Here is a 22,038-nt window from a genome sequence, read left to right as displayed (position 1 = left end):
GATCAGATCATCGCTTTAACACATCCTGAAGATCAGGTTCAATCTGCCCCGGCCTTGTTGTCGGCGCATACCGGTTCAACACGGTGCCATTGCGGTCAATCAAGAATTTAGTAAAATTCCATTTAATTTGCTTTGAAAGGAAGCCAGGCGCTTGTTCGGTTAAATATTGGAACAGAGGATGGGCATCTGGACCTTTGATATCAACTTTACTGAACATCGGGAATGTGACGCCGTAGTTGAGTTGGCAAAAATCTTGAATAGCTTCATTGGATCCTGGTTCTTGATTCATAAACTGATTGCTGGGGAATCCGAGGATTTCAAGTCCGTCATTATGATATTTTTCATACAAGGCTTGCAGTGCTTTATACTGGGGTGTGAATCCACATTTGCTGGCGGTATTCACGATTAAAAGCACATCACCTTTGTAATCCGATAACGCTTTGTCCTCACCCATGATTGTTTTAGCTGAAAAATCATAGACGCTCATGTCATCTCGCCTCCATTTTGTCAAAACTTTATCATTGTATTCCATGAATCGTCAAAAGATTTGTTCCATTCTCGTATTAATGGTGATGATCAAACAGATCAAAAAGAAAATCAAAATTCAAATCCAACTGATTTTTATACTTTACAGTAGTAACGTTAATTGTTAGAATATGAACTATTAATCGAACATTGACGAACAGTTGTGACGAAGACGGGTGGTTAAGCGGATGCTCAGAGAGCCGGTGGTTGCTGCGAACCGGTCAGGCGCTTTTCGGAATCCAAGCACTTCTGAACTGAGGCTCGAACCGAGTAGGGTTGTCCGGTCGCACCGTTATCGCGCGGTTACAAACCGATAGAGGCCATCGTTTGATAGAAAACGGTGGTGAATGAGGGTGGCACCACGGCTTTTCGTCCCTCGCTGCTGATGAGCGGCGGGGGATTTTTGCATTCATTCCATAATTTATAACGAATCAACTGGGAGGAGAAGGCTATGTTTTTAGGTAAGGATCAATTAAGGACGCCGGGTCCGACGCCGGTACCAGACCGTGTCAAATATGCGATGAATCAACCGATGATCGGACATCGCGGCGAAGATTTTGCTCAATTGTTCGCATCTGTCAGCGAAAAATTAAAGCCGCTGTTTGGAACGACACAACCGGTCTATATGATAACCGGGAGTGGGACATCTGCACTCGAAACGGCGGTTATCAACACCCTAGAGCCGGGTGATGAGGTGATTGTTGTTGTCACGGGAGCCTTTGGTGACCGGTTCGCGGCAATATGTGAACAATATGGTGTTGTCACTCATCGACTTGACGTGGAATGGGGACGGGCTTGTCCACCTGATACACTAAAGTCATTTTTGCAGCAACACAGCAATGCCAAAGCAGTGATTGCAACCTACTGCGAGACGTCAACGGGTGTGTTAAATCCAGTCAAAGACTATGCTGAGGTCGTCCATCAGCACAGTGATGCTTTAGTCATTGTCGACGCCGTCAGCAGTCTCGGCGGTGTTCCTATGCAAATGGATGAGTGGGACATCGACATGGTGGTAACGGGTTCACAGAAAGCACTCATGTTACCGCCTGGACTCGGACTTGTCACAGCAAGTGAACGGGCTTGGCAGGTCATTGAAGGTAACAAGCGTCCATCATTTTACCTTGACTTACAAGCGTGTCGTGATTCCTATGAGAAAAACACAACCCCATATACACCAGCGGTTTCACTCATTCAAGGTTTGAACGAAGTGTGTGACATTGTTCAAGAAGAAGGTCTTGAAAATGTATTCGCGCGTCACCGCCTTATAAAGGATATGACGCGTGCAGCTGTGAAAGCACACGGATTGCCGCTGTTGGTATCGGATGACGATGCCTCTCCAACAGTCACCGCTATTAAAGGGGAACAGTATAACCCGGATGAGCTGCGAAAACAAGTTAAAGACACCTATGGACTCGCGTTGGCGGGCGGACAAAAACAGCTCAAGGGTCAAGTCTTTCGTATTGGTCATATGGGTGACTGTACGCCGGTTGATATTCTATCAACCGTCAGCGTACTAGAAATGGGTCTGAAGCAATTAGGTATGGATATTGAATATGGAGCAGGTGTGCGTGCTGCTCAGGAGGTGCTTAGTCAGAATGTATAAAGTCCTTGTTAGTGACCCCATCAGCGATGCAGGGTTGGCGATATTACAGGAAGACCCGAATGTGGAAGTGACAGTGTCAACAGACTTAACGTCGGAACAACTTCAAGCAACCATTAAATCCTATGATGCTTTAGTTGTCAGAAGCCAAACGCAAGTGAACGAGACGATTATCAATGCCGCTGATCAATTGAAAATGATCGGCCGTGCCGGTGTTGGTGTTGATAACATTGATGTGGATGCAGCAACAGCGAAAGGTATTTTAGTCGTCAATGCGCCGTCAGGTAATACGATATCTGCAGCGGAACATGCCATGGCCATGATGATGTCTTTGGCCCGGAATATTCCGAGTGCCCATCAATCAACGATATCAGGTCATTGGGATCGCAAATCATATCGCGGTGTGGAACTGAAAGGTAAGACGCTTGGCATCCTAGGCATGGGAAGGATCGGAGCCGAAGTTGCTCAGCGCGCCAGAAGTTTTCAAATGACGATTCTTGCTTATGATCCATTTTTGACTCAAGATCGGGCCAAAGAAATTGGAGTAGAAAAAAGCGAATTAGACGAGATTTTTACGCAAGCCGATTTTATGACGGTTCATACGCCACTTACGAGGGAGACACACCATCTTATCAACGATGCGGCGATTGAGAAAATGACGAATGCCCGCATTATCAACTGTGCTAGAGGTGGCATCATTGATGAAGATGCGCTTGTTCGAGGTATTAAGGCCGGCAAAGTGGTGGGCGCAGCCTTGGATGTGTTTGAAGAGGAGCCCCTGCAGCAGTCGGAACTAACAACCCTGCCTGAGGTCGTTGTGACACCGCATCTTGGGGCTTCAACGGCGGAAGCGCAAGAGAATGTCGCTTTGGATGTTGCTCAGGAGGTTGTTGATCACTTGAAGGACGGACGTTTTACCAATGCTGTCAATTTGCCGACGGTCTCTCCGGCTGTATTGGAAAAACTCAATCCATACATTCCGCTGGGGCGCCAGCTTGGGGAATCGGTGATCCAAATCATCGAAGGCACGCCGGTATCTGTTAAAATGACCTACTCAGGTGAGCTGACTGAAACCGAAACGACACCGCTCACACGAACAATTTTACAGGGAGTCCTCTCCTATTACTTAGGTGGCCGTGTGAACATCATTAATGCTGAACATCTCGCTAAAGAGTACGGTATTTCGCATAGTATCGAGCAATCTGCACATACTGGCGGATTCACGAGCAGTGTTCAAGTCGAAGTCACAACGGATCAAGAGATTCGCCGTGTTTCAGGCACATTACTGAACGGTTATGGCGCACGAATTAATAAAATTGATAATTACGCCATTGACGTCGCACCTGAGGAACATTTGGTGCTCATCCACCACAGTGACTTACCCGGTGCCATTGGTAAAGTCGGCTCCATCCTCGGTGAAGCCAATATCAATATCGGAACGATGCAAGTGGGGCGTCAAGCGATGGGTGGAAATGCAATCATGGTATTGACGGTTGACCGATCCGTCGACGAAGATGTCGTCAGCCGTTTAACGGACTTAGACGATATCCACAAAATTAAAAATATCGTGCTCAATTAGAAAATCTATGAGTCTTCCAATTATAGTCTCCTTAACATTGTTGTTAAGGGGATTTTTTTATGGCAACAGCATCATCAGCATTCATTGCTATGATAATGATAGACCAATTAATGGAATGTTGTTTAATTTGTTCAATACAAAAAATCAAAATTGTATCACTGACGTTCACTGAGCTTTACTGAAGGTTACTGAGGGAACTCAGCTCTGCAAATAGTCTCTGAGTGGGTTTGGAGATCCATCAGCCTGTCTGCTATGATGCAGAAGATAGAAAGCAGTCGATAGAGGCATCATCTTGAGTCAATCCAAACGATTCATTTACTGAGGGAGGACAAGCTTACATGAAGATATGGACAGAGACACTACGGCCAATTTCAATGATTATGATTGCCATTTCAATGTTATTATTAGCTGCTTGTGGAACAAATAATCAAGCCAGCAGTGAGAAAGCAAACGGCGGTGATCAGGATAAAACAATCGTTTTTGTTGATGCCGGCTGGAACAGTATTCGGCTACATAACCAAATCGCTAGTACTATCATACAAGAAGGTTACGGGTATAAAACGAAAGTGGAAAGGAACTCCATGTCCATCGCCCTTTTGGGTTTGAAACAAGGAGACATCGACGTTTATATGGAAATATGGGGAAACCGCATGGGGGATTCCTATGATAAGGCTATTGAAAATGGCAAAATCAAACAGATAGGCGTCAACTTTGGGGATACCGAGCGAGGTTACTTTGTTCCGACCTATGTCATTGAAGGTGATCCAAAGCGTGGCATTGAACCTATGGCTCCCGATTTGCATTCAGTGAAAGATTTACCTAAATATCAGGAACTCTTTAAGGCTTCAAAAAAGAAGGATAAAGGACGTATTGTTGGTTCACCGTCATCATGGGGAGCTGATAAGGTTCTTAAACAAAAAATGGAGACGTATAACCTTGATAAAACGTATAATTATTTCTCTCCAGGTTCAGGCATGGCACTTAATACTTCTCTTAAGAAGGCCTATGATGCCGGTGAACCTTGGTTAGGTTACTCATATTCACCAAGTTGGATCCTAGGAAAATATGATATGACGAAATTAGAAGAACCTGATTATGACCCTAAAGTCTGGAATAAAAATTATGGAACAGCATTTCCACAACAAGAAATCCCAATTGCGATCAATGCGGATCTAACTAATACATCACCGGAGATTGTTAAGTTTCTGAAACAATATCATACTAGCAGTAAGCTGACCAATGAAGGACTTGTCTATATGGAAGATAATGATGGCTCAGCCAAAGAGGCGGCTCATTGGTGGCTGAAAAATCATACAGATGTCTGGACAAAGTGGGTTCCGAAAGATGTGGCCAAGAAAGTGAAACAGGCGCTTTAGGTGTTCCGAGAAGAAACACACTCTTGAAGCTGTGTTACAGCAACGATAAAAAATCCGGTGGCATTGATTGCCATCGGATTTTACCAGCTTACTTCGGGTTATCATTTGTCGCCTCGAAAATCACGTCTTTCACTGTGTCGACGAGAAATCTTAGGTCTTCAACAGTTGAAGATAAAGGTGGAGCCAAGATCAACACATTGTTATATCCCGGTACTGTGTCACCGTTTTTGCCAATGATTAACCCCCGGTCTTTGCACGCCGTTATAATTTTTCCAATTAATTCGCTTGATGCAGGGGCTTTGGTGTATTTGTCTTCGACTAATTCAATGCCATAGAGAAAACCGATCCCGCGAACGTCACCGACATTGCTTGACTGGTTAAGTTCATATAGTTCACTAAGGATGGATCCGCCGTATTCCTTGACGCGCTCGACGATACTATCTCTTTCAATAATCTCAATGTTCTTTAATGCGACTTGGCAGGCCGCAGGATGACCACCGTAAGTAGAGACATGGCGGAAATGGTTGTCGGTTCCCGATTGTTTAAAAGATTCATAGATATCACGTTTCACAGCCGTTGCCCCTAATGGTAAATAACCGCTGGTTAGCCCTTTAGCCATGGTAATCATATCCGGTTCAACGCCTTCAGAATGCATGAAGCCAAACATTTGACCAGTTCGGCCGAATCCAGACACGACTTCATCAACAATCATAAGGACGTTATATTTTTGACAAATGTCGTAAATTCGTTTTAAATAGTTGCTAGAAGGGATGAGGACGCCGCCGCCTGAGATGAAGGGTTCCAATATCATACCGGCGACCGTCTCAGCCCCTTCCCAATTTATGACTTCCTCAACGTAGTCGGCTGCTGCCACATCACCTTCTTCTCCCGGACCGAATAGACTCCGATAGCTGTAGGGCGGTGGAACGTGTAAAAAGCCTGGAACGGTGGGATCATATTTCACCCGCCGGTTCGCTTGAGCCGTTGCGCTTAAAGCCCCAAGCGTCGAACCGTGGTAGGCCCGATAACGAGAGATAAATTTATACTTTCCTGGATTCCCATTTTGACTATGATATTGTCTCGCCATTTTAAAAGCTGTTTCATTGGCTTCCGAGCCACTATTAGAGAAAAAGGTGACATAATCTGTCGGCAGTAGACGACTCATTTTTTCGGAAAGCTGGATTGCTGGTATGTGACTGTTGGTTAAAGGAAAATAACTTAATTCAACCATTTGTTGGTAGGCGACTTCGGCAATTTCCTTACGACCGTGACCTAAGTTTAAACACCATAACCCCGACACCCCATCCATGTATTGCTTGCCTTCCGTATCTTTAAACCAAGCGCCGTCTCCTTTAGCAGCAATCATTGGTGAGCTGTCGTTGGATTTATGCATCGGATGCCATAGGTGTTTTTCGTCTTTTTCGAGCAAGTCTTCATTCTCTGTAAAAGAATTCATAATTCACACTCCTAACTAATCAGACTTTGGGAACCGGTTGAAAGTGCTTGAATAATAGGTGAATAAACGAATCCATGTGTTTTGGCAACAGCTTCATGAACGACATGGCCATTAACCACATTAATGCCTTTTGCGAGCGCTTTGTTTGTTGAAGCGGCGTGTTCATAGCCGTTATTCGCGATATTGAGCCCATATGGAAACGTGACATTATTCAAAGCAATCGTCGATGTCCGGGGAACAGCTCCAGGCATGTTGGCCACGGCATAATGAACGACCTCATGTTTGGTATACGTTGGTTCCGTATGGGTTGTAATGTGATCCATCGTTTCAATTGCTCCTCCTTGATCAATGGCCACGTCAATTAATACTGAGCCCGCTTCCATGGCTTCAACCATCTCTTCTGAAATTAAAGTCGGCGTTTTGGCACCGGGAATGAGTACAGCTCCGATGACCAAATCGGCGGATTTGACGGCTTCAGCGATATTAAATGGGTTTGATATCAGGGTTTGGATACGGCCACTAAATCGATCGTCGATTTCCCTTAAACGACCCGGATTAATATCTAATATCGTGACTTGAGCTCCTAACCCTAGAGCCATTTTAGCTGCGTTTGTGCCAACAATCCCGCCGCCTAGGATCACGACACGACCAGCGTTCACACCAGGGACACCACCCAACAAAACGCCTTTCCCTTCGTGCGGCTTCTCCAAGAATTGAGCCCCAATTTGTACGGACATCCGCCCTGCAACCTCACTCATGGGTGTGAGAAGGGGCAGAGAACCGTTGTCTAATTGAATCGTCTCATAAGCGATGGCTGTCACCTTATTGTTGACTAACGCTTCTGTTAATTCAGGCTCAGCAGCTAAATGGAGGTAGGTAAATAGAATTAAACCTTCATGGAAATAGTGAAATTCTTCTTTTAAGGGTTCTTTTACTTTGACAATCATGTCGGCCTGATTCCATACTTCAGCGCGATCGTCAATCAATGTTGCACCTGCATCTTTATATGCTGCGTCTGAAAAACCACTACCGATTCCAGCTTTTGATTCGACGAGGACTTGATGTCCATGCTCATTGTAAGCGTGTGCGGTGGCGGGAGTCATACCCACTCTGTTTTCATTGTTTTTGATTTCTTTGGGAACACCAATGATCATATTCAATCACCCCTCTTTTAGAAAAAGTGAATGGGTGCAGGAAGACACAGGGTCTTCCTGCTCAAGGAACTTACCAGTTGCGGTGGTCAAGGTGCTTATATTTGTTTAAATAACGTGTTGGTTTATTAAGAGCATCTTTTCTAAATGGCGGCGCAAGTTGTGTCCCATCAACTTGAATATCTAAGACTACCGGTCTGTCACATTCGAGTGCCGTTTTGAAAGCATCGATCAAGCTTTCAGGCGTATTGACGTAGATGCCTTTGGCTCCCATACTGTTGGCTACTTCGGCAAAGTTAGGTCCGTCAATATCGGCACCAACGAAACGATTGTTATAAAAATCTACTTGGTTTTTCTTCTCCGCCGACCAGGCGCCATTATTGAATACGCAAGCGACGACAGGAAGATTCTGCTCAACAGCGGTGCTAACTTCATGGAGACTCATTCCCCATGCACCGTCACCAGCAATGGCAACAACCGGGCAATCCGGTTCACCTAACTTAGCACCCATAGCGGCAGGATAGGCAAAGCCACAGTTACCGAACGTTAAGGCAGCCAAATGCTTGCGTGGTTGATTAAATGTTAAATAGGCATTAGATGTCGAGGAAGTGTTACCAATATCGGATGTGACAATAGCGTTATCCGGTAATAATTGGGATATCTCGAGTAAGGCTCTTCTTGGATTCATGGGATGACCGTCGACCATCGCTTCAGCAGTCAATTCTTGTTTCCACTTTTCCTTCATTTTGGAAACTTGATTCAGGCGTTTTTCGTTACGGTCTATATTAGGATATTGGTCGGCCAAACGACTATAGATTTCATCACTAGCAGCCTTGGCATCACCTAAGATACCCACTTCGATAGGGTGCGTTCTTGCGATATTTCTAGCATTGACATCAATTTGAATAATCTTAGCATTTTTCGGAAAATAATCAATGTCATAGCATGGTAAGGTGCCAAATACGGATAGCCGTGTTCCAATGGCTAAAACGACATCAGCATCTTTTAATGTATTCATAGCTGCTTTTGATCCCATGTAGCCGATAGGCCCAACAGCGAGCGGATGGTTATCTGGAAAGGCATCATTGTGCATATATGATACAGCGACGGGTGCTGTAAGATATTCGCTAATGGATTTGACGGTCTCAATGGCATCACTATCGACAGCTCCGCGGCCGGAAATAATCACCGGATTTTTGGCTTGACCTAAGAGGTCAACAGCTTCGTCAATTTTAGCTGTGTCACCGTATCCTTTGTGCGCAACTCTATATTGGTGCGGTTCTAATATTTCCGTTTCGATTTCGCCATAAAAGTAGTCACGAGGAATATCAAATAAGACCGGACCACGTTCAGCATAAGCAATCCGGAAGGCTGTCCTTAAGCAATCCGCCACGCGACTTGGATGAGGAACACGAACAGTCTCTTTAGTAATGGATTCAAACACTGATACCTGGTCACACTCCTGGAAGCCATCCCAACCAATTGAAGGGGTACCTGCAGATGGTGAAATAACGACCATTGGTGTATGGGCCATATTAGTGGCAGCAACGGATGTCACCATATTTGTAATGCCAGGTCCGTTCTGCCCGATAACCACGCCAGCTTTACCTGTCACCCGTGTGAAAGCATCAGCCATGTGGGCGGCACTTTGTTCGTGGCGTACAGGAATAAAATCGATTCCCGCTGTCGGCATGAGGTCGAGCATATCCATATACGCAGATCCCAGAATGCCGTAGATTTGATTAATGCCTTCCGCGAGAAGTTGTTCAACAATTGCCTCACTTGGTGTCAGTTTTAGTTTCGTACCTGTTAATTCAGCTTCAGTTTTGGCCATGTTTGTCGCTCCTTCTTAAAGAAATTTGGTTAGGACAACGTGACGTCCGTACCAGTTGGGATTTGAAAAACCCTTATCGGTCAATGACGATACGACGTCCGTACCAGTGTACTATATATTATGATAAACAGCGCAAACTTAGAAGTCAACACTCAAATAAAAATTTTCTGATATTTATTTAGCTATATCTTGTTTTGATTCCTTGGACGTCCCTAAAATCAGGTAATCAAGCTCGCTTTTGCTTAATTGTTTAAAATACTTCACTTTTGTTGCATAAAAAACCGCACCAATGATGATCCACACAAAAAGAGCAATCCATGAAGGTGTACTTAAAAAACCCGGTGATCCAGGGATGACGAGTAATCCGAAGAATGATATGCCACTAATCATACCGAGTAGGGCAAATGTTTTCTGAACGGGTGCTCCAGGTTGTGAGTTGTCCTGTCTCCACGTGAACTTTTATATTTTTTGCTTTCTAAGCCCATTTTATTGATAATAAAGATAACAACTTTATATGGAAGGTCGTTAACAGTTAAAGATGGAGGATTATGTCATGAAATTAAATCAAAAAAGTCCATTACCCCTTCATGCCCAGTTAAGTCAAATCATCGAAAAAAGGGTTCAGGAAGGGTATTATACGGAGCAAATTCCAAGTGAACGAGAATTGATGGATGAATATAATGTCAGTCGCAGTACTGTTCGTGAAGCTGTTTCAACTCTTGTACAAGAGGGGATTTTAGAAAAGCGGCATGGGCGGGGGACGTTTGTTTCCGATCGTCCTGTCCAAGAGTGGTTGAGCATTACCAATTTCACTGAAATTGCCAAACATTTAGATATCACATTATTAGATTACAAAAAAGTAGCAACCCCTTCTAATCTGAAATCAATCGATGATTTTCAGGGACAATGTTATTATATCATACGCCTGCGTTCAAAAAACCAAATCCCGGTGGCCATTGAGTCGCATTATTATCCTATTGAAATCGGTGAGAAATTGATTCATTACGACCTTACGCAGGCAGTATTATATGATGTATTGGAGCGAGATCTAAATTTCCAGTTTTGGGATGCTGAACAGATTGTTACTTGTGAGCAAGCAAGTCAAGAAGATGCTGACATCCTTCAAGCTGACCCCAGCAATTTGTCTCTATTAACGACCGAAAGAATGATGTACGATGCCAACGGCCAGTTAATTGAATATTATAAAGGCAAGTTTCTTTCTGATATGTATTCCTTTAGAATGAAAATGTCTAGAAGACATAGTATCCAAGAATGAATGGATTGAAAGCCATCTAACCCCCGCTAGATGTTAGCGGGGTCAGATATCATTATCCTCCGCGACTTTTTGGTGTAACAAATCGACAAAAATCTCCATAGCCTTCGTTTGAAAAGGAGTTGCTTGGGTCACTAATGAAAATTGGCGTTTAAATGGAAAGGGCTCCATATCAAGAATCTGAATGGTACCGAGTTCCAATTCTTTTCGAATGACCCATCGTGATAAAAAGGAGATGCCAAGGCCAGCCTCAACCGCCCCTTTTATAATCTGTGTACTGCCAAACGCCATCACTGATTCAGGGTATAGGCCTGTCTCGGTAAACATCCGTTCCGTCACTTCACGTGTTCCGGAACCAGGTTCTCTAATGATCCATGTTTCTTTTTCTAATTCAGATAATGTTAATGGACGCTTTTGAGTGATCCGGTGTCCAGTGCGGGCGACCGCAACCATTAAATCATTGGCAAGAGGTTCAATATAAAGGTGGCTGAGGGTGACATCACCTTCAACAATGCCGACATCCAGTTGACGATTGGCCACTTGTTGGGCGATCTCTGTCGTATTGCCAATCGTAATCGATGGCGTAATGTCTGGATACTCCCGGCGCAAATCCGCGATCACATGCGGTAAAACATACTCCCCGAATGTATAACTGGCGCCAACGGTTAGTTTGCCTTTTGCTGTGTGCATCATATCATCGACTACATTCTGCATGCGTGAATAAAGTCCAAGTATCTCCTTAGCAAAAGGGAAGACGACTTCACCCGTTTTTGTCAGATTCACGACTTTGTTATTGCGTTCCAGTAATTTTGTCCCCATGTTCTCCTCAATAATTTTAATATAGTGACTCACAGCTGGCTGCGTTATATGAAGATCCTCGGCAGCCCGGGAAAAATTCTTTCTTTCGGCAACCGTCACAAAGACAAGCAATTGTTGATCGAGCATATATTCACCTCATTTTCCGTTACCTATCTACATCTCAACTATATAATATCACTTATTATAACTATATAAATAATTAATTTTACTTATGATAGAACCCACCATATGATGGATATGTAAGCAATAACTTGGGGGTGAAGGTCTTGACACATATGAAGAGCGGTGCAGCTGCGAAGGAACAAGGTGAAGCAATGCAATCAACAAAGGGAAATGGCGGTCCGAATCCCTCACCATTTCAAAAGTGGGTGAGCGGCATTGCCTTTACATTCGTGATTGCTTTGTTAGGGTATGGGTTAGCCGTGATTCCTGGATTTAATAAAATTGGGTCGCTCGCTTGCGCTATTATTATTGCTATTATTTATCGACAACTATTTGGCTATCCAGAAAACATTCGTCCAGGCATTGAATTTTCGGCAAAAAAACTACTACGTTATGCGATCGTTCTGTATGGTTTGAAGCTCAATATTGATGTGATCTTGAATCAGGGATTACCGTTATTGGCCCGAGACATCGGAACTATTGTCTTTGCCATTCTTTTAACTTTGTTGATAGCAAGATGGATAAAAGCGGATATATCATTGTCTCTACTCCTTGGCGTAGGCACTGGTGTATGCGGTGCAGCCGCGATTGCAGCCGTGTCACCCATTGTCAAAGCTAAGGAGGAGGATACGGCCATAGGGGTAGGCATTATTGCATTAATGGGTACCGTATTTGCGATTATGTACACGGTTTTACGACCATTCTTGCCTTTGGATAGTATGGATTACGGGATTTGGTCAGGCATCAGTTTGCATGAGATTGCTCACGTTGCATTAGCGGCTGCCCCGGCGGGTGAAGATTCGCTAGCTATCGCGCTTTTGGCTAAATTGGGCCGTGTGTTTTTGCTCGTTCCTTTATGTTTTATTTTGATGTATTGGATGAAAAAAAAGTCAGCTGCCAAAGCAGAGGGTGACGATACAACAGTTGAATTTCCCTGGTTTCTGATCGGGTTCATTATCATGAGTCTTCTCGGCAGCTATGTGATTGGGAATATGATTGAAGTTCCACAATCAGTCATGGACGGTGTTGGACAAATATCGACGTTTATTTTGACAGCCGCTATGGTGGGCCTTGGGCTTAATGTGAGTTTCAAAGCTTTACGGACTAAAGCCTTGAAACCGCTGATTGCGATGGCCATAACGTCGGTCTGTCTATCGATCATCACTTATTTTACGATTTAACTCTCACGCCTTTCTGTCCAATCAACAACGACCATTAATATAGCTTTCCATAAAAAAAGAGATGGCAGTTTCGAGACTACCATCTCTTTGTATCTAAAAAACTAGTTAACACCGCTCGGTACGGATAATCCTAGGGCTTCAGCGACACGATTGCCCCATTCAGGATCAGCATTGTAGAAATGCTTGATTTGACGTAATTTAATTTCATCACTTTCAACAGGTCTCATATGATCAGCAAGATTTTCTACAAGACGCGTTTTCTCTTCTGGACTCATTAGGCGATAAAGGTCGCCAGCTTGCGTATAGTGGTCTTCACTATCATAAGCGACGCTGTCCGCTTCACCTTCGACGTCAAATGGCTTGATTTTTGTTGTCCGATCTTCCGTTGGGCCATTGACACTGTTGGGTTCATAATTGGGTGCGTCACCGCTGTTGCCATCGACCCGCATATAACCATCACGTTGATAATTGTTGACGCCATTAATAGGCTGGTTAATTGGAATTTGGTGATGGTTGACGCCTAGACGATAACGGTGGGCATCGGCGTAACTGAAGATACGGCCTTGAAGCATTTTATCAGGTGATGCTTCGATTCCAGGAACGAATTGACCTGGTGCAAAGGCAGCTTGTTCAACTTCAGCAAAATGGTTTTCCGGATTACGGTTTAATACCATACGACCCACTTCGATACGTGGATAATCTTCTTGGGACACTGTCTTTGTCACATCAAATAGATCCCACTTATATGTCTTATAATCTTCGTAAGGGATAATTTGAACGTATAATGTCCATGAAGGATAATCCCCTTGCTCAATGGCGTTGTAAAGATCTTCTCTGTGATAATCAGGGTTTTCACCAGCAGTTTTATCGGCTAACTCGGGATCCAAGTTTTTGACCCCTTGGTCGCTAACAAAGTGGTACTTGATCCAGAACGCTTCACCGTCAGCATTAACCCATTTATAAGTGTGGCTACCGTATCCATTCATGTGGCGTAAAGTTGCCGGAATACCACGGTCACCATGTAAATAGGTTACTTGGTGCAATGATTCTGGTGATAATGACCAGAAATCCCATACCATATTAGGATCTTTTAAGCCAGTCTTTGGATTGCGTTTTTGCGTATGAATAAAGTCAGGGAACTTAATGGCATCACGAATAAAGAAAATCGGTGTGTTGTTACCAACGAGGTCGTAGTTGCCTTCTTCTGTATAAAATTTAACTGAGAAACCACGTGGGTCACGAACAGTGTCGGCAGAACCTAATTCACCGGCAACCGTTGAGAAACGGATGAACATATCAGTGCGTTTCCCTTTTTCACTAAGGAAATCAGCTTTGGTATACTTTGATATCTCATCATTCGTTACTTCAAAGTAGCCATGTGCGCCAGCCCCTTTTGCGTGAACAATGCGCTCAGGGATACGCTCTCTATTAAAGTGTGCAAGCTTTTCTAATAGATGAAAGTCCTGAATCAAAGCAGGTCCGCGGCTACCGGCCGTTTGTGAGTTCTGATTGTCCGCAACCGGCGCACCAGCTGCAGTGGTCATTCTATTTTGTTTCTTTTCTTCAGACATGAACCGATTCCTCCTCATAGAATAAGTATTGTAATTGCAAAAAGGAGATTTTAATTGAAAATCGCTTTGGGACCGTATCTCCTTAATACAGCAAGTCATCTATGTTGTTGTTCTTCCATTACCCTTTTATTTTAAATAATAATCACGTTAAAGTCAATGTTTAATTATAACTATTATAATTTGATGTCGATTCTTAATGGTTCAGGACGTATATTCCATCTTATGTTAAAGAAGACTAGAACTTGTATACTTTTTACTATTTCTTAAGTTGGAGGCGGACAGTCATGGATCAAGAAAATGGAAAAAACAATGACAAGAAAATGGATCAAATGGGATCCAATGATAAGCGCATGACAGAAGGTGAAAATGACGACACCCTAACGACACGTCAGGGCGAACCGGTTAAGTACAATCAAAATATTCGTACGGTAGGGAACCGCGGACCCGCAACCCTTGAGAATTATCACTTTATTGAAAAAATCTCACACTTTGACCGTGAAAAAATTCCTGAGCGTATCGTTCATGCCCGCGGTGCGGGGGCGCACGGTTATTTTGAAACGTATGGAAAAGTGGGCGATGAAGACATTTCCAAATATACACGTGCGAAAGTCTTTCAAGGTGCCGGTAAGCAGACGCCTGTTTTTGTCCGATTTTCCACGGTGAATCAATTCCGGCATTCGCCTGAAACCGTCCGTGATCCGCGCGGTTTTGCGGTTAAGTTTTACACGGAAGACGGTAACTGGGATCTTGTTGGTAATAATCTCAAAGTCTTTTTCATTCGTGATGCGATGAAATTTCCGGATCTTGTTCACGCATTTATGCCAGATCCTGTAACCAATATCCAAGATGTTGAACGGATTATGGATTTCTGCAGTAACTCGCCTGAATCGCTACACATGCTGACATTTTTATTCTCACCTTGGGGCATCCCAGCGAATTATCGACAGATGCAAGGTTCCGGTGTGAATACATATAAGTGGGTAAATGAGGAAGGTGAAGCCGTTCTTGTTAAGTATCATTGGGAACCCAAACAAGGGATTAAAAATTTAACTCAAGAAGAAGCAGAAAATATCCAAGGTCAAAACTTTAATCACGCAACACAAGATTTGTATGAAGCGATTGAACGTGGTGATTATCCGGAGTGGGAGCTTTATGTACAGTTTCTAAGTGACGATGATCATCCCGAGTTGGATTTTGATCCACTCGATGACACAAAACTTTGGCCAAAAGAACAAATCCCGTGGCATCCTGTCGGCCGGATGGTATTGAATAAGAACCCTGAAGATTATTTTAATGAAGTGGAACAATCGGCTTTCGGTACCGGGGTCCTTGTTGACGGCTTAGACTTCTCTGATGACAAAATGCTTCAAGGCCGGACTTATTCTTACTCAGATACGCAGAGATATCGGCTCGGAGCTAACTATCTGCATTTACCGATTAACGCCCCGAAAAAACATGTGGCAACCAATCAGCGCGGGGGGCAAATGTCATACTACACCGATAAAGCTGAGGGGCAAAATCCACATATTAATTATGAACCGTCATCGCTGAACGGATTGGAAGAAACATCCCGGTCAAGAGAGGAATACACCCCTCATATTGAAGGCAATTTGGTGCATGAAAGTATCGATCGTGCTGATAATTATAAGCAAGCAGGTGACACATACCGGGCGCTTGATGATTTTGAGAAGAATGAGCTCATTAAGAACCTCGTGAATGGTTTATCTCAATCTCATACGAGAATCCAAGAGCAGATGATTGATCATCTCACCCAATGTGATAAGGAGTATGGACGCCGGGTCGCTGAAGGGCTTGAAAACCATAAGAACATGTCCAAAGAAGACATGGGTCATGGACCAGCCGGAACGGCCCACACCGAAGAAGCTGTTAAAGAAGCCGAACAGGAAGGCCATAACACTGATTCTTACTAGAAGGACACGTGCTGGGAGTTATAAATTAACTTCCAGCACTTTTTTGTTAATGGATCTTTTGTTTTTTGAAACGCCCGCCTTTAACATCATGGATATCACCAAAGGCTAGAAATGCCTTAGAATCAATATCTTCAACAATATTTTTGAGTTTAGCTTCTTCAAGTCTTGTAATAACAATAAATATGACTTGTTTATCGTCACCTGAGTAGTAGCCTGCACCGTTCAGATAAGTGATGCCTCGTCCCAATCGATCATTTAAGGCGCTGCCAATTTCTTCAGGGTAATTACTAATAATCCAGACGGACCGGGAAGATTCCAGGCCTTCCACCGTGATATCAATCATTTTAAAAGCGATAAAATAAGCGATAAGCGAGTACATGGCATTGTTCCAGCCAAACACAAAGCCAGCGCTGGCTAAAATGAAGATGTTGACGAACATCACGGTTTCGCCGACGGAGAATGGGCTTGTTTTATTCGTAAGGACAGCTAAAATTTCGGTTCCATCAGAAGAGCCGCCATTTCGCACGACAAGCCCAACCCCAATACCTAAAAGGACACCGCCAAAGACGGCTGCTAATAAATAATCACCCGTGAATTTCGGAACAGGAACAAGTAGAGCTGTAAAAATGGATAAGGCGGTAATAGCAAGGATTGAGGTAACCGTAAAAGTTTTGCCCATTTGTTTATAGCCGAGGATACAAAAGGGCATATTTAACAAGAATAAGAAAATACCGATCTGGATATGGGTGAGATGGGAAAGCATAATTGAAATTCCAACGATGCCACCATCAATAATGCCGTTAGGGACAAGAAATGTTTCTAACGCAACCGCTTCAAGAACGACCCCGATAAAGACAAAAATACTACGTTTGAACACTTGTTTCTTAGATAGTTTACGATGTTGAACCTTTTTTCCATAACTGGGTTGACCGTCGATAGTCCTATCACTTCTTTCTTTGCAATCTGTCATGCCTTTTATTCAATTATATACAAAATGAATAGGTTTATTAAGTGAAAAGTCTTGTTATGATGGGGAGAACGGCGCATTGAACCACTATGAAAAAGGAGGTGCTGTTGAAACAGACCTCCTTTTTCAAGTGCTAATCACTCAAACAGTGTTTGTATTCCGTGCATATCGTCAAAAATATAGTCAGCTTCCAATTCTTCAAACTTGGTTCGGGCTTTTTGCCCTGATAACCCCGTCAGTACGGCGGCGAAGCGGGCACCCATGGAGCGGGCGGCCATCAAATCAGCGATGGAATCCCCGACGACAAGAACCTGGTCGCCTTCCGACAGTGGCAATGACTGGCTTAACGCGGTATGTGCGCCTTGGTCCATTCCTAATAAGGCTTGCACATAAGTATATGGCTGTGGTTTGGCGAGTGGTGCGAGATCAGGATGGGCTTCTTCCGTTTCCAATACGTCACTCGCGGTCACGATGCGATTACGGTCAAAGAATTTAAGCACGTCTAAATCACTCAAAGGCTCGAGAGTTTCAAGTTTGGGGCGTCCGGTGCCGATTCCTAGTGTCGCGTGTTGACTAATAGATGTGAAAACAGATGTCATTGCCTCTTGGCTGACAACAGGAATTTCATTGGCTAGGAAGCCTTTTTTACCCTGTTGAATCGGTGGTTTTCCGGTGGAATGGACGACGTTTTCGGATCCGACATACCATTCTTGGAACGCCTCCCGGCAAACATCCCATAGACTGCTGTTGCGTGAAAAAGCTTCAGTTTTGACGCCTAATTTTTCAAAAGCAAGGTCGTTAAGATAGAGTAAAAGCTGCTGTTTTTCCACGGTGCTTGTTTCAAAATCCTTAACGAACATTTCATAGTCTGTATGTATATCGATTTCGGATTGTTCAATGAGTTCACCAATCGATATTAATGTTTCCCGGTCGATATCACCTGTTAAAGCAGTGACAACATCGGTCTGGTATCGTTCAGACAGTTGCGCACAGATATGCAGCAACTGGTAGGAAAATGTTAGGAATACCATGTCCCAGTTCGCATTAATGCCGCGGCTTTTAATAAAATTCAGTACGTCATCTTGAGCGAAAATATCTTCCCGGATTTGGCGGATGACCGGTTCACCGGGTGCCGGTGTAAAGGCTTCGGGATGAAGCCCCAAATAATGGTCGCTGTTCAGCATTTCCCATATGGTTAATGCTGAGGCATCGAAATATCTTTCTTCACTTAATAGAACCCCATCGACGTCGAATAAAACCGTTTTGTACATGGTTGGCCACCTCTTATCTACATCAAAATCTAATACTCATAGACTAACATATTTAGAGGTGATTTTCCCCCTTTAGTGAAATAAAATGATTGGACGTGCCCGATTTTTCGTTTTACATTAAGAGAGGACAATATCAGCGGAATTGAAGCAGAGGTGAGTGACATGAAATATATCAATAATCAAGAAATCATGGACGTAAATTTAAATTTTGCTATTGAAGAATACGCTTTGACCGAATTAAGCATTGATGAGACATATTTGTTATTTTACAGCATGACACCGACCGTCATTGTCGGAAAGAACCAAAATGTCGTTGAAGAAATTAATATGGATTATGTCCGCGAGCATGATGTCAGTGTGGCCCGGCGACTCTCCGGTGGGGGTGCGGTTTACAATGATGAAGGCGACTTGAGTTTCAGTTTTATTACCAAGGATGACGGCGATAGTTTCCATAACTATGAAAAATTCACAAAGCCGGTCATCCGCGCATTGCATCAGATGGGTGTCGATGCTGAATTACAAGGCCGGAATGATCTGATTGTCGGTGATAAGAAAATTTCGGGTAATGCGCAGTTTTCTACAAGAGGCCGCATGTTCAGCCACGGGACGCTGATGTTTGATGTCAATTTGGATAATGTTGCGCGCGCCCTTAATCCGGATGCAGAGAAATACAAATCTAAGGGCATTAAGTCAGTCCGGAGCCGGGTCACGAATATCCGCGATCATTTGAATGAGGATATGGATAGAATCCAGTTTAGACAAATGTTGTTAAAATATATTTTTGAAGAAGAAGGCGGTATTCAGGAATATGAACTGACTGAGAAAGACTGGGCACGCATTCATGAGATTGCTGACCAATATCGTGACTGGGATTGGATTTATGGGAAGTCCCCTAAATTCAACGTTCGTCACACAGAACGATTTACCGCCGGCCGCGTCGACATCCGCTTAGAAGTGAGGAAAGGTGTCATTGAAGAAGCCAAAGTTTATGGTGATTTCTTTGGTCTAGGGGATATTGAGGATATTGAGCAACTGTTAATAGGGACACGCTATGATCGAGACAGCGTAGCCCAGGTCTTCCAACCTATCGACATTAACCACTACTTTGGCAAGATTAACGAGGAACACATTCTCGATATGATGTTTTAATGCAAGGCTGTTTTCGTATGAATTGTTGCTTTTGACCGCAGCCCAAATACACTTCGCTTTCCGCGGGCGACCAGTGAGCCTCCTCGAACTCCGCTACCGCTTCGTTCTGCGGGGTCTCACTTTGGCCGCGGTTCCCGCAGGAGTCTACGTGTATTCGGGCTGCTCAGAGCGTTTAGAGTCGTTTTTTATTCCATGCAAAAGCAACAATTTTTTAGAAAACAGCCTAATGAAATAAGCCGCCTGTTGTTAGGGTGGCTTTTAATATTATTTGTTCTGTGAGGAGGATTTTGAGAGTGAACGCTCCGAAATCACTCGCTTTTATGTTAAGGTTCATATTTGGAGGATCTGCTCATGTTTGCGGGAAGTTGCTAATGTTTGAGGCGAAGTCGCTCATTTTAAACCGAGCGTGCAGAAAACGGAGCTATGCGTTATAATATTATGTAAGCGCTTTATTGAAAGGAGATAACGAATGAGACCCATTTTATGTGAAATTAACAATCATGTTGCGACGATAACGTTAAACCGGCCGGAGGTTTTAAACTGTTTTAATTTCGAAATGCTAGAGCAATTGGAATCAACCGTACAAAATATAGCAACGGATAAAGATGTCAGTGTTGTGATCATAACCGGAGCAGGTGAGAAGGCGTTCAGCGCCGGTGCGGATCTTAAAGAACGGAAAACGCTTAATGAACAACAAGTGCGTCGGAACGTTAAGAAAATTGGAGGAGTATTTGAACAGATTGCTGAACTGCCGCAGCCAACCATTGCGGCTGTTAATGGCTATGCTTTTGGCGGCGGGTTTGAGCTTGCTTTAGCGTGTGATTTCCGGTTTGCTGTCGAAGATGCGAAAATGGGATTGACGGAAACGAGCATGGGGATTATCCCCGGTGCTGGCGGAACGCAGCGCCTGCCGCGTTTAATTGGTGAGGACAAAGCGATGGAGCTGGTATTGACGGCGAAACGCCTCACATCAGAAGAAGCCCGGGATTATGGTGTATTGACGAGTGTGACATCCAGGGAGCAATTAATACACACTTGCTCGCAGCTAGCCGAACGTATGCAACAAAATGCCCCCGTGGCCGTAAAACAGGCAAAATATGCGATTAGAAACGGCATGAATACGGATCTACATACGGGTCTGAATATTGAATCCAAGGCTTATGATGTGACGATTCCGACGCAGGATCGGGTGGAGGCCTTGACCGCTTTTAATGACAAACGAAAACCTGAATTTACCGGTGAGTAAGCCGGGCGGCACAGCCAAAAATGGTTGTGCCATTATTTGTGCCTGTCTTTCCTTTAAAATAGGTTCATATTAAGAGTTGTCTCCGTATGGACTTGGGTCAATCAAGCCATCAAGATAAAATCGGGTTTGATAGCCGCATTTTGCACAAAAGGCGGCATCCTTACGGTTAATATGCTTGCATCCTTTGGATACGAGGCCAGGCTCATCACCGCAATGATTAATTAAGGGTGCCCCGCAGAAAATACAGTATTTATCACCCTCGTCAGAGAGACGGCCGCACCGGACACAAGTGTGTCGTTCCTCCTTTTTTTGACTGCTCATCATCAACCACCTCACCCATAGGATATGAGCACCTTAACCTGACTGTACCTTTTTCAAAAGTTAGGATAGTGAATGGTCATGAGCAATTGGGTACATTCAGGACTGTTATTGATGTAAGCATGTGGACAATCCGCCCGGAAAGATACGCCCTCTTGTGCGTCAGTCACGATGCTTTCTTTCTGTATTTTGGTAGTTAGTGACCCTTGGTAAACCCAAATTGTTTCGCGGACACCAGATTGGTGAGGGTGCGACCAGTAATCACACCCCGGTAGTAACTGAACCGTGTACATTTCAAAAGGTTGTGAACCGGTCATTGGAAAGACGGGATAGACAATATACTTTCCGTCATCTTCAATTAACGGGGTCGTGTCACGTTCTCTGGCCACTTGAATATCAGCTGTGTCATCGCTGACAAAAGTGGTAAAAGGGACATTTAAACCTTTGGCAATTTTCCACAAAGTGCTGACAGTCGGATTAGACGCGCCCGTTTCAATTTTGGCGAGGGCGGGTTTACTGACACCGGTTTGTTCGGACAAACGATCCAGACTTAACTGGCGATGAACGCGTAAATTTTTTAACCTGATGGCAATTAATTGATTTAAAGTTTGATAATCCATAAATGTCTC

General features: G+C 43.9%; 18 protein-coding genes. 8 read left to right on the top strand and 10 right to left on the bottom strand.

Annotated features, from left to right (window positions below):
* Nucleotides 1-7 precede the first annotated feature (7 nt).
* Complete coding sequence (locus B9Y89_RS04595; RefSeq protein ID WP_085521964.1) at nucleotides 8-487, bottom strand: glutathione peroxidase; 480 nt, start codon at nucleotides 485-487, stop codon at nucleotides 8-10.
* Nucleotides 488-976: 489 nt separating this feature from the next.
* Between B9Y89_RS04595 and B9Y89_RS04590 the strand changes: the two genes are divergently transcribed.
* The 3 genes from B9Y89_RS04590 to B9Y89_RS04580 all read left to right on the top strand — a co-directional run bounded on the left by B9Y89_RS04590 (nucleotide 977) and on the right by B9Y89_RS04580 (nucleotide 5,080).
* The gene (locus tag B9Y89_RS04590; protein ID WP_085521963.1) at nucleotides 977-2,128 is read left to right on the top strand and encodes a pyridoxal-phosphate-dependent aminotransferase family protein; all 1,152 of its coding nucleotides are present in this window, start codon (nucleotides 977-979) and stop codon (nucleotides 2,126-2,128) included.
* Entirely contained in the window at nucleotides 2,121-3,704 is a 1,584-nt protein-coding gene (serA, locus tag B9Y89_RS04585; protein WP_085521961.1) for a phosphoglycerate dehydrogenase, read from the top strand. Before B9Y89_RS04590 ends, serA begins: the two co-directional genes overlap by 8 nt.
* A gap of 338 nt (nucleotides 3,705-4,042) precedes the next feature.
* Entirely contained in the window at nucleotides 4,043-5,080 is a 1,038-nt protein-coding gene (locus B9Y89_RS04580) for an ABC transporter substrate-binding protein (protein WP_085521959.1), read from the top strand.
* Between the two features lie 88 nt (nucleotides 5,081-5,168).
* Here the strand turns inward: B9Y89_RS04580 and B9Y89_RS04575 are convergent, their stop codons facing one another.
* From B9Y89_RS04575 to xsc, 3 genes are all read right to left on the bottom strand, one after another.
* Nucleotides 5,169-6,536 carry an aminotransferase gene (locus B9Y89_RS04575; protein ID WP_085521957.1) on the bottom strand — a complete coding sequence of 456 codons (1,368 nt, stop codon included), beginning with the start codon at nucleotides 6,534-6,536 and terminating at the stop codon, nucleotides 5,169-5,171.
* Nucleotides 6,537-6,547: 11 nt separating this feature from the next.
* Entirely contained in the window at nucleotides 6,548-7,690 is a 1,143-nt protein-coding gene (ald, locus tag B9Y89_RS04570; protein ID WP_085521955.1) for an alanine dehydrogenase, read from the bottom strand.
* Nucleotides 7,691-7,760: 70 nt separating this feature from the next.
* Nucleotides 7,761-9,521 carry a sulfoacetaldehyde acetyltransferase gene (xsc, locus tag B9Y89_RS04565; protein WP_085521953.1) on the bottom strand — a complete coding sequence of 587 codons (1,761 nt, stop codon included), beginning with the start codon at nucleotides 9,519-9,521 and terminating at the stop codon, nucleotides 7,761-7,763.
* A gap of 553 nt (nucleotides 9,522-10,074) precedes the next feature.
* Between xsc and B9Y89_RS04555 the strand changes: the two genes are divergently transcribed.
* On the top strand, nucleotides 10,075-10,797 hold the full coding sequence (locus B9Y89_RS04555) for a GntR family transcriptional regulator (RefSeq protein WP_085521949.1): 723 nt from the start codon (nucleotides 10,075-10,077) through the stop codon (nucleotides 10,795-10,797).
* A gap of 42 nt (nucleotides 10,798-10,839) precedes the next feature.
* On the opposite strand, the gene B9Y89_RS04550 is transcribed toward B9Y89_RS04555, so the two are convergent.
* Nucleotides 10,840-11,739: a LysR family transcriptional regulator gene (locus B9Y89_RS04550; RefSeq protein ID WP_085521947.1), complete on the bottom strand. Its 900-nt coding sequence runs from the start codon at nucleotides 11,737-11,739 to the stop codon at nucleotides 10,840-10,842.
* A 188-nt stretch (nucleotides 11,740-11,927) separates the two neighbouring features.
* On the opposite strand from B9Y89_RS04550, the gene B9Y89_RS04545 reads away from it, so the two are divergent.
* The gene (locus B9Y89_RS04545) at nucleotides 11,928-12,956 is read left to right on the top strand and encodes a YeiH family protein (protein ID WP_176222128.1); all 1,029 of its coding nucleotides are present in this window, start codon (nucleotides 11,928-11,930) and stop codon (nucleotides 12,954-12,956) included.
* 101 nt (nucleotides 12,957-13,057) lie between these two features.
* Here B9Y89_RS04545 and B9Y89_RS04540 read toward each other — a convergent pair whose 3' ends face one another.
* Nucleotides 13,058-14,527 carry a catalase gene (locus tag B9Y89_RS04540; protein ID WP_085521946.1) on the bottom strand — a complete coding sequence of 490 codons (1,470 nt, stop codon included), beginning with the start codon at nucleotides 14,525-14,527 and terminating at the stop codon, nucleotides 13,058-13,060.
* A 329-nt stretch (nucleotides 14,528-14,856) separates the two neighbouring features.
* Here B9Y89_RS04540 and B9Y89_RS04535 point away from each other — a divergent pair, with 329 nt between their 5' ends.
* On the top strand, nucleotides 14,857-16,458 hold the full coding sequence (locus B9Y89_RS04535) for a catalase (protein WP_441351465.1): 1,602 nt from the start codon (nucleotides 14,857-14,859) through the stop codon (nucleotides 16,456-16,458).
* A 46-nt stretch (nucleotides 16,459-16,504) separates the two neighbouring features.
* On the opposite strand, the gene B9Y89_RS04530 is transcribed toward B9Y89_RS04535, so the two are convergent.
* Complete coding sequence (locus B9Y89_RS04530; protein ID WP_085521944.1) at nucleotides 16,505-17,428, bottom strand: YitT family protein; 924 nt, start codon at nucleotides 17,426-17,428, stop codon at nucleotides 16,505-16,507.
* Nucleotides 17,429-17,562: 134 nt separating this feature from the next.
* Nucleotides 17,563-18,696 carry an HAD family hydrolase gene (locus B9Y89_RS04525; RefSeq protein ID WP_085521942.1) on the bottom strand — a complete coding sequence of 378 codons (1,134 nt, stop codon included), beginning with the start codon at nucleotides 18,694-18,696 and terminating at the stop codon, nucleotides 17,563-17,565.
* 162 nt (nucleotides 18,697-18,858) lie between these two features.
* On the opposite strand from B9Y89_RS04525, the gene B9Y89_RS04520 reads away from it, so the two are divergent.
* The gene (locus tag B9Y89_RS04520) at nucleotides 18,859-19,845 is read left to right on the top strand and encodes a lipoate--protein ligase (RefSeq protein ID WP_085521940.1); all 987 of its coding nucleotides are present in this window, start codon (nucleotides 18,859-18,861) and stop codon (nucleotides 19,843-19,845) included.
* Nucleotides 19,846-20,314: 469 nt separating this feature from the next.
* Nucleotides 20,315-21,091 (top strand): enoyl-CoA hydratase-related protein, encoded by a 777-nt coding sequence (locus tag B9Y89_RS04515; protein ID WP_085521938.1) that lies wholly within the window; start codon nucleotides 20,315-20,317, stop codon nucleotides 21,089-21,091.
* A gap of 69 nt (nucleotides 21,092-21,160) precedes the next feature.
* Here the strand turns inward: B9Y89_RS04515 and B9Y89_RS04510 are convergent, their stop codons facing one another.
* On the bottom strand, nucleotides 21,161-21,412 hold the full coding sequence (locus B9Y89_RS04510) for a zinc ribbon domain-containing protein (protein WP_085521937.1): 252 nt from the start codon (nucleotides 21,410-21,412) through the stop codon (nucleotides 21,161-21,163).
* 53 nt (nucleotides 21,413-21,465) lie between these two features.
* The gene (locus B9Y89_RS04505) at nucleotides 21,466-22,029 is read right to left on the bottom strand and encodes a helix-turn-helix domain-containing protein (protein WP_085521935.1); all 564 of its coding nucleotides are present in this window, start codon (nucleotides 22,027-22,029) and stop codon (nucleotides 21,466-21,468) included.
* Nucleotides 22,030-22,038: the final 9 nt, after the last annotated feature.

The sequence above is a fragment of the Tuberibacillus sp. Marseille-P3662 genome (assembly GCF_900178005.1).
Classification (GTDB): Bacteria; Bacillota; Bacilli; order Bacillales; family Sporolactobacillaceae; genus Marseille-P3662.
This window is presented reverse-complemented; position numbering and strand designations above follow the sequence as displayed.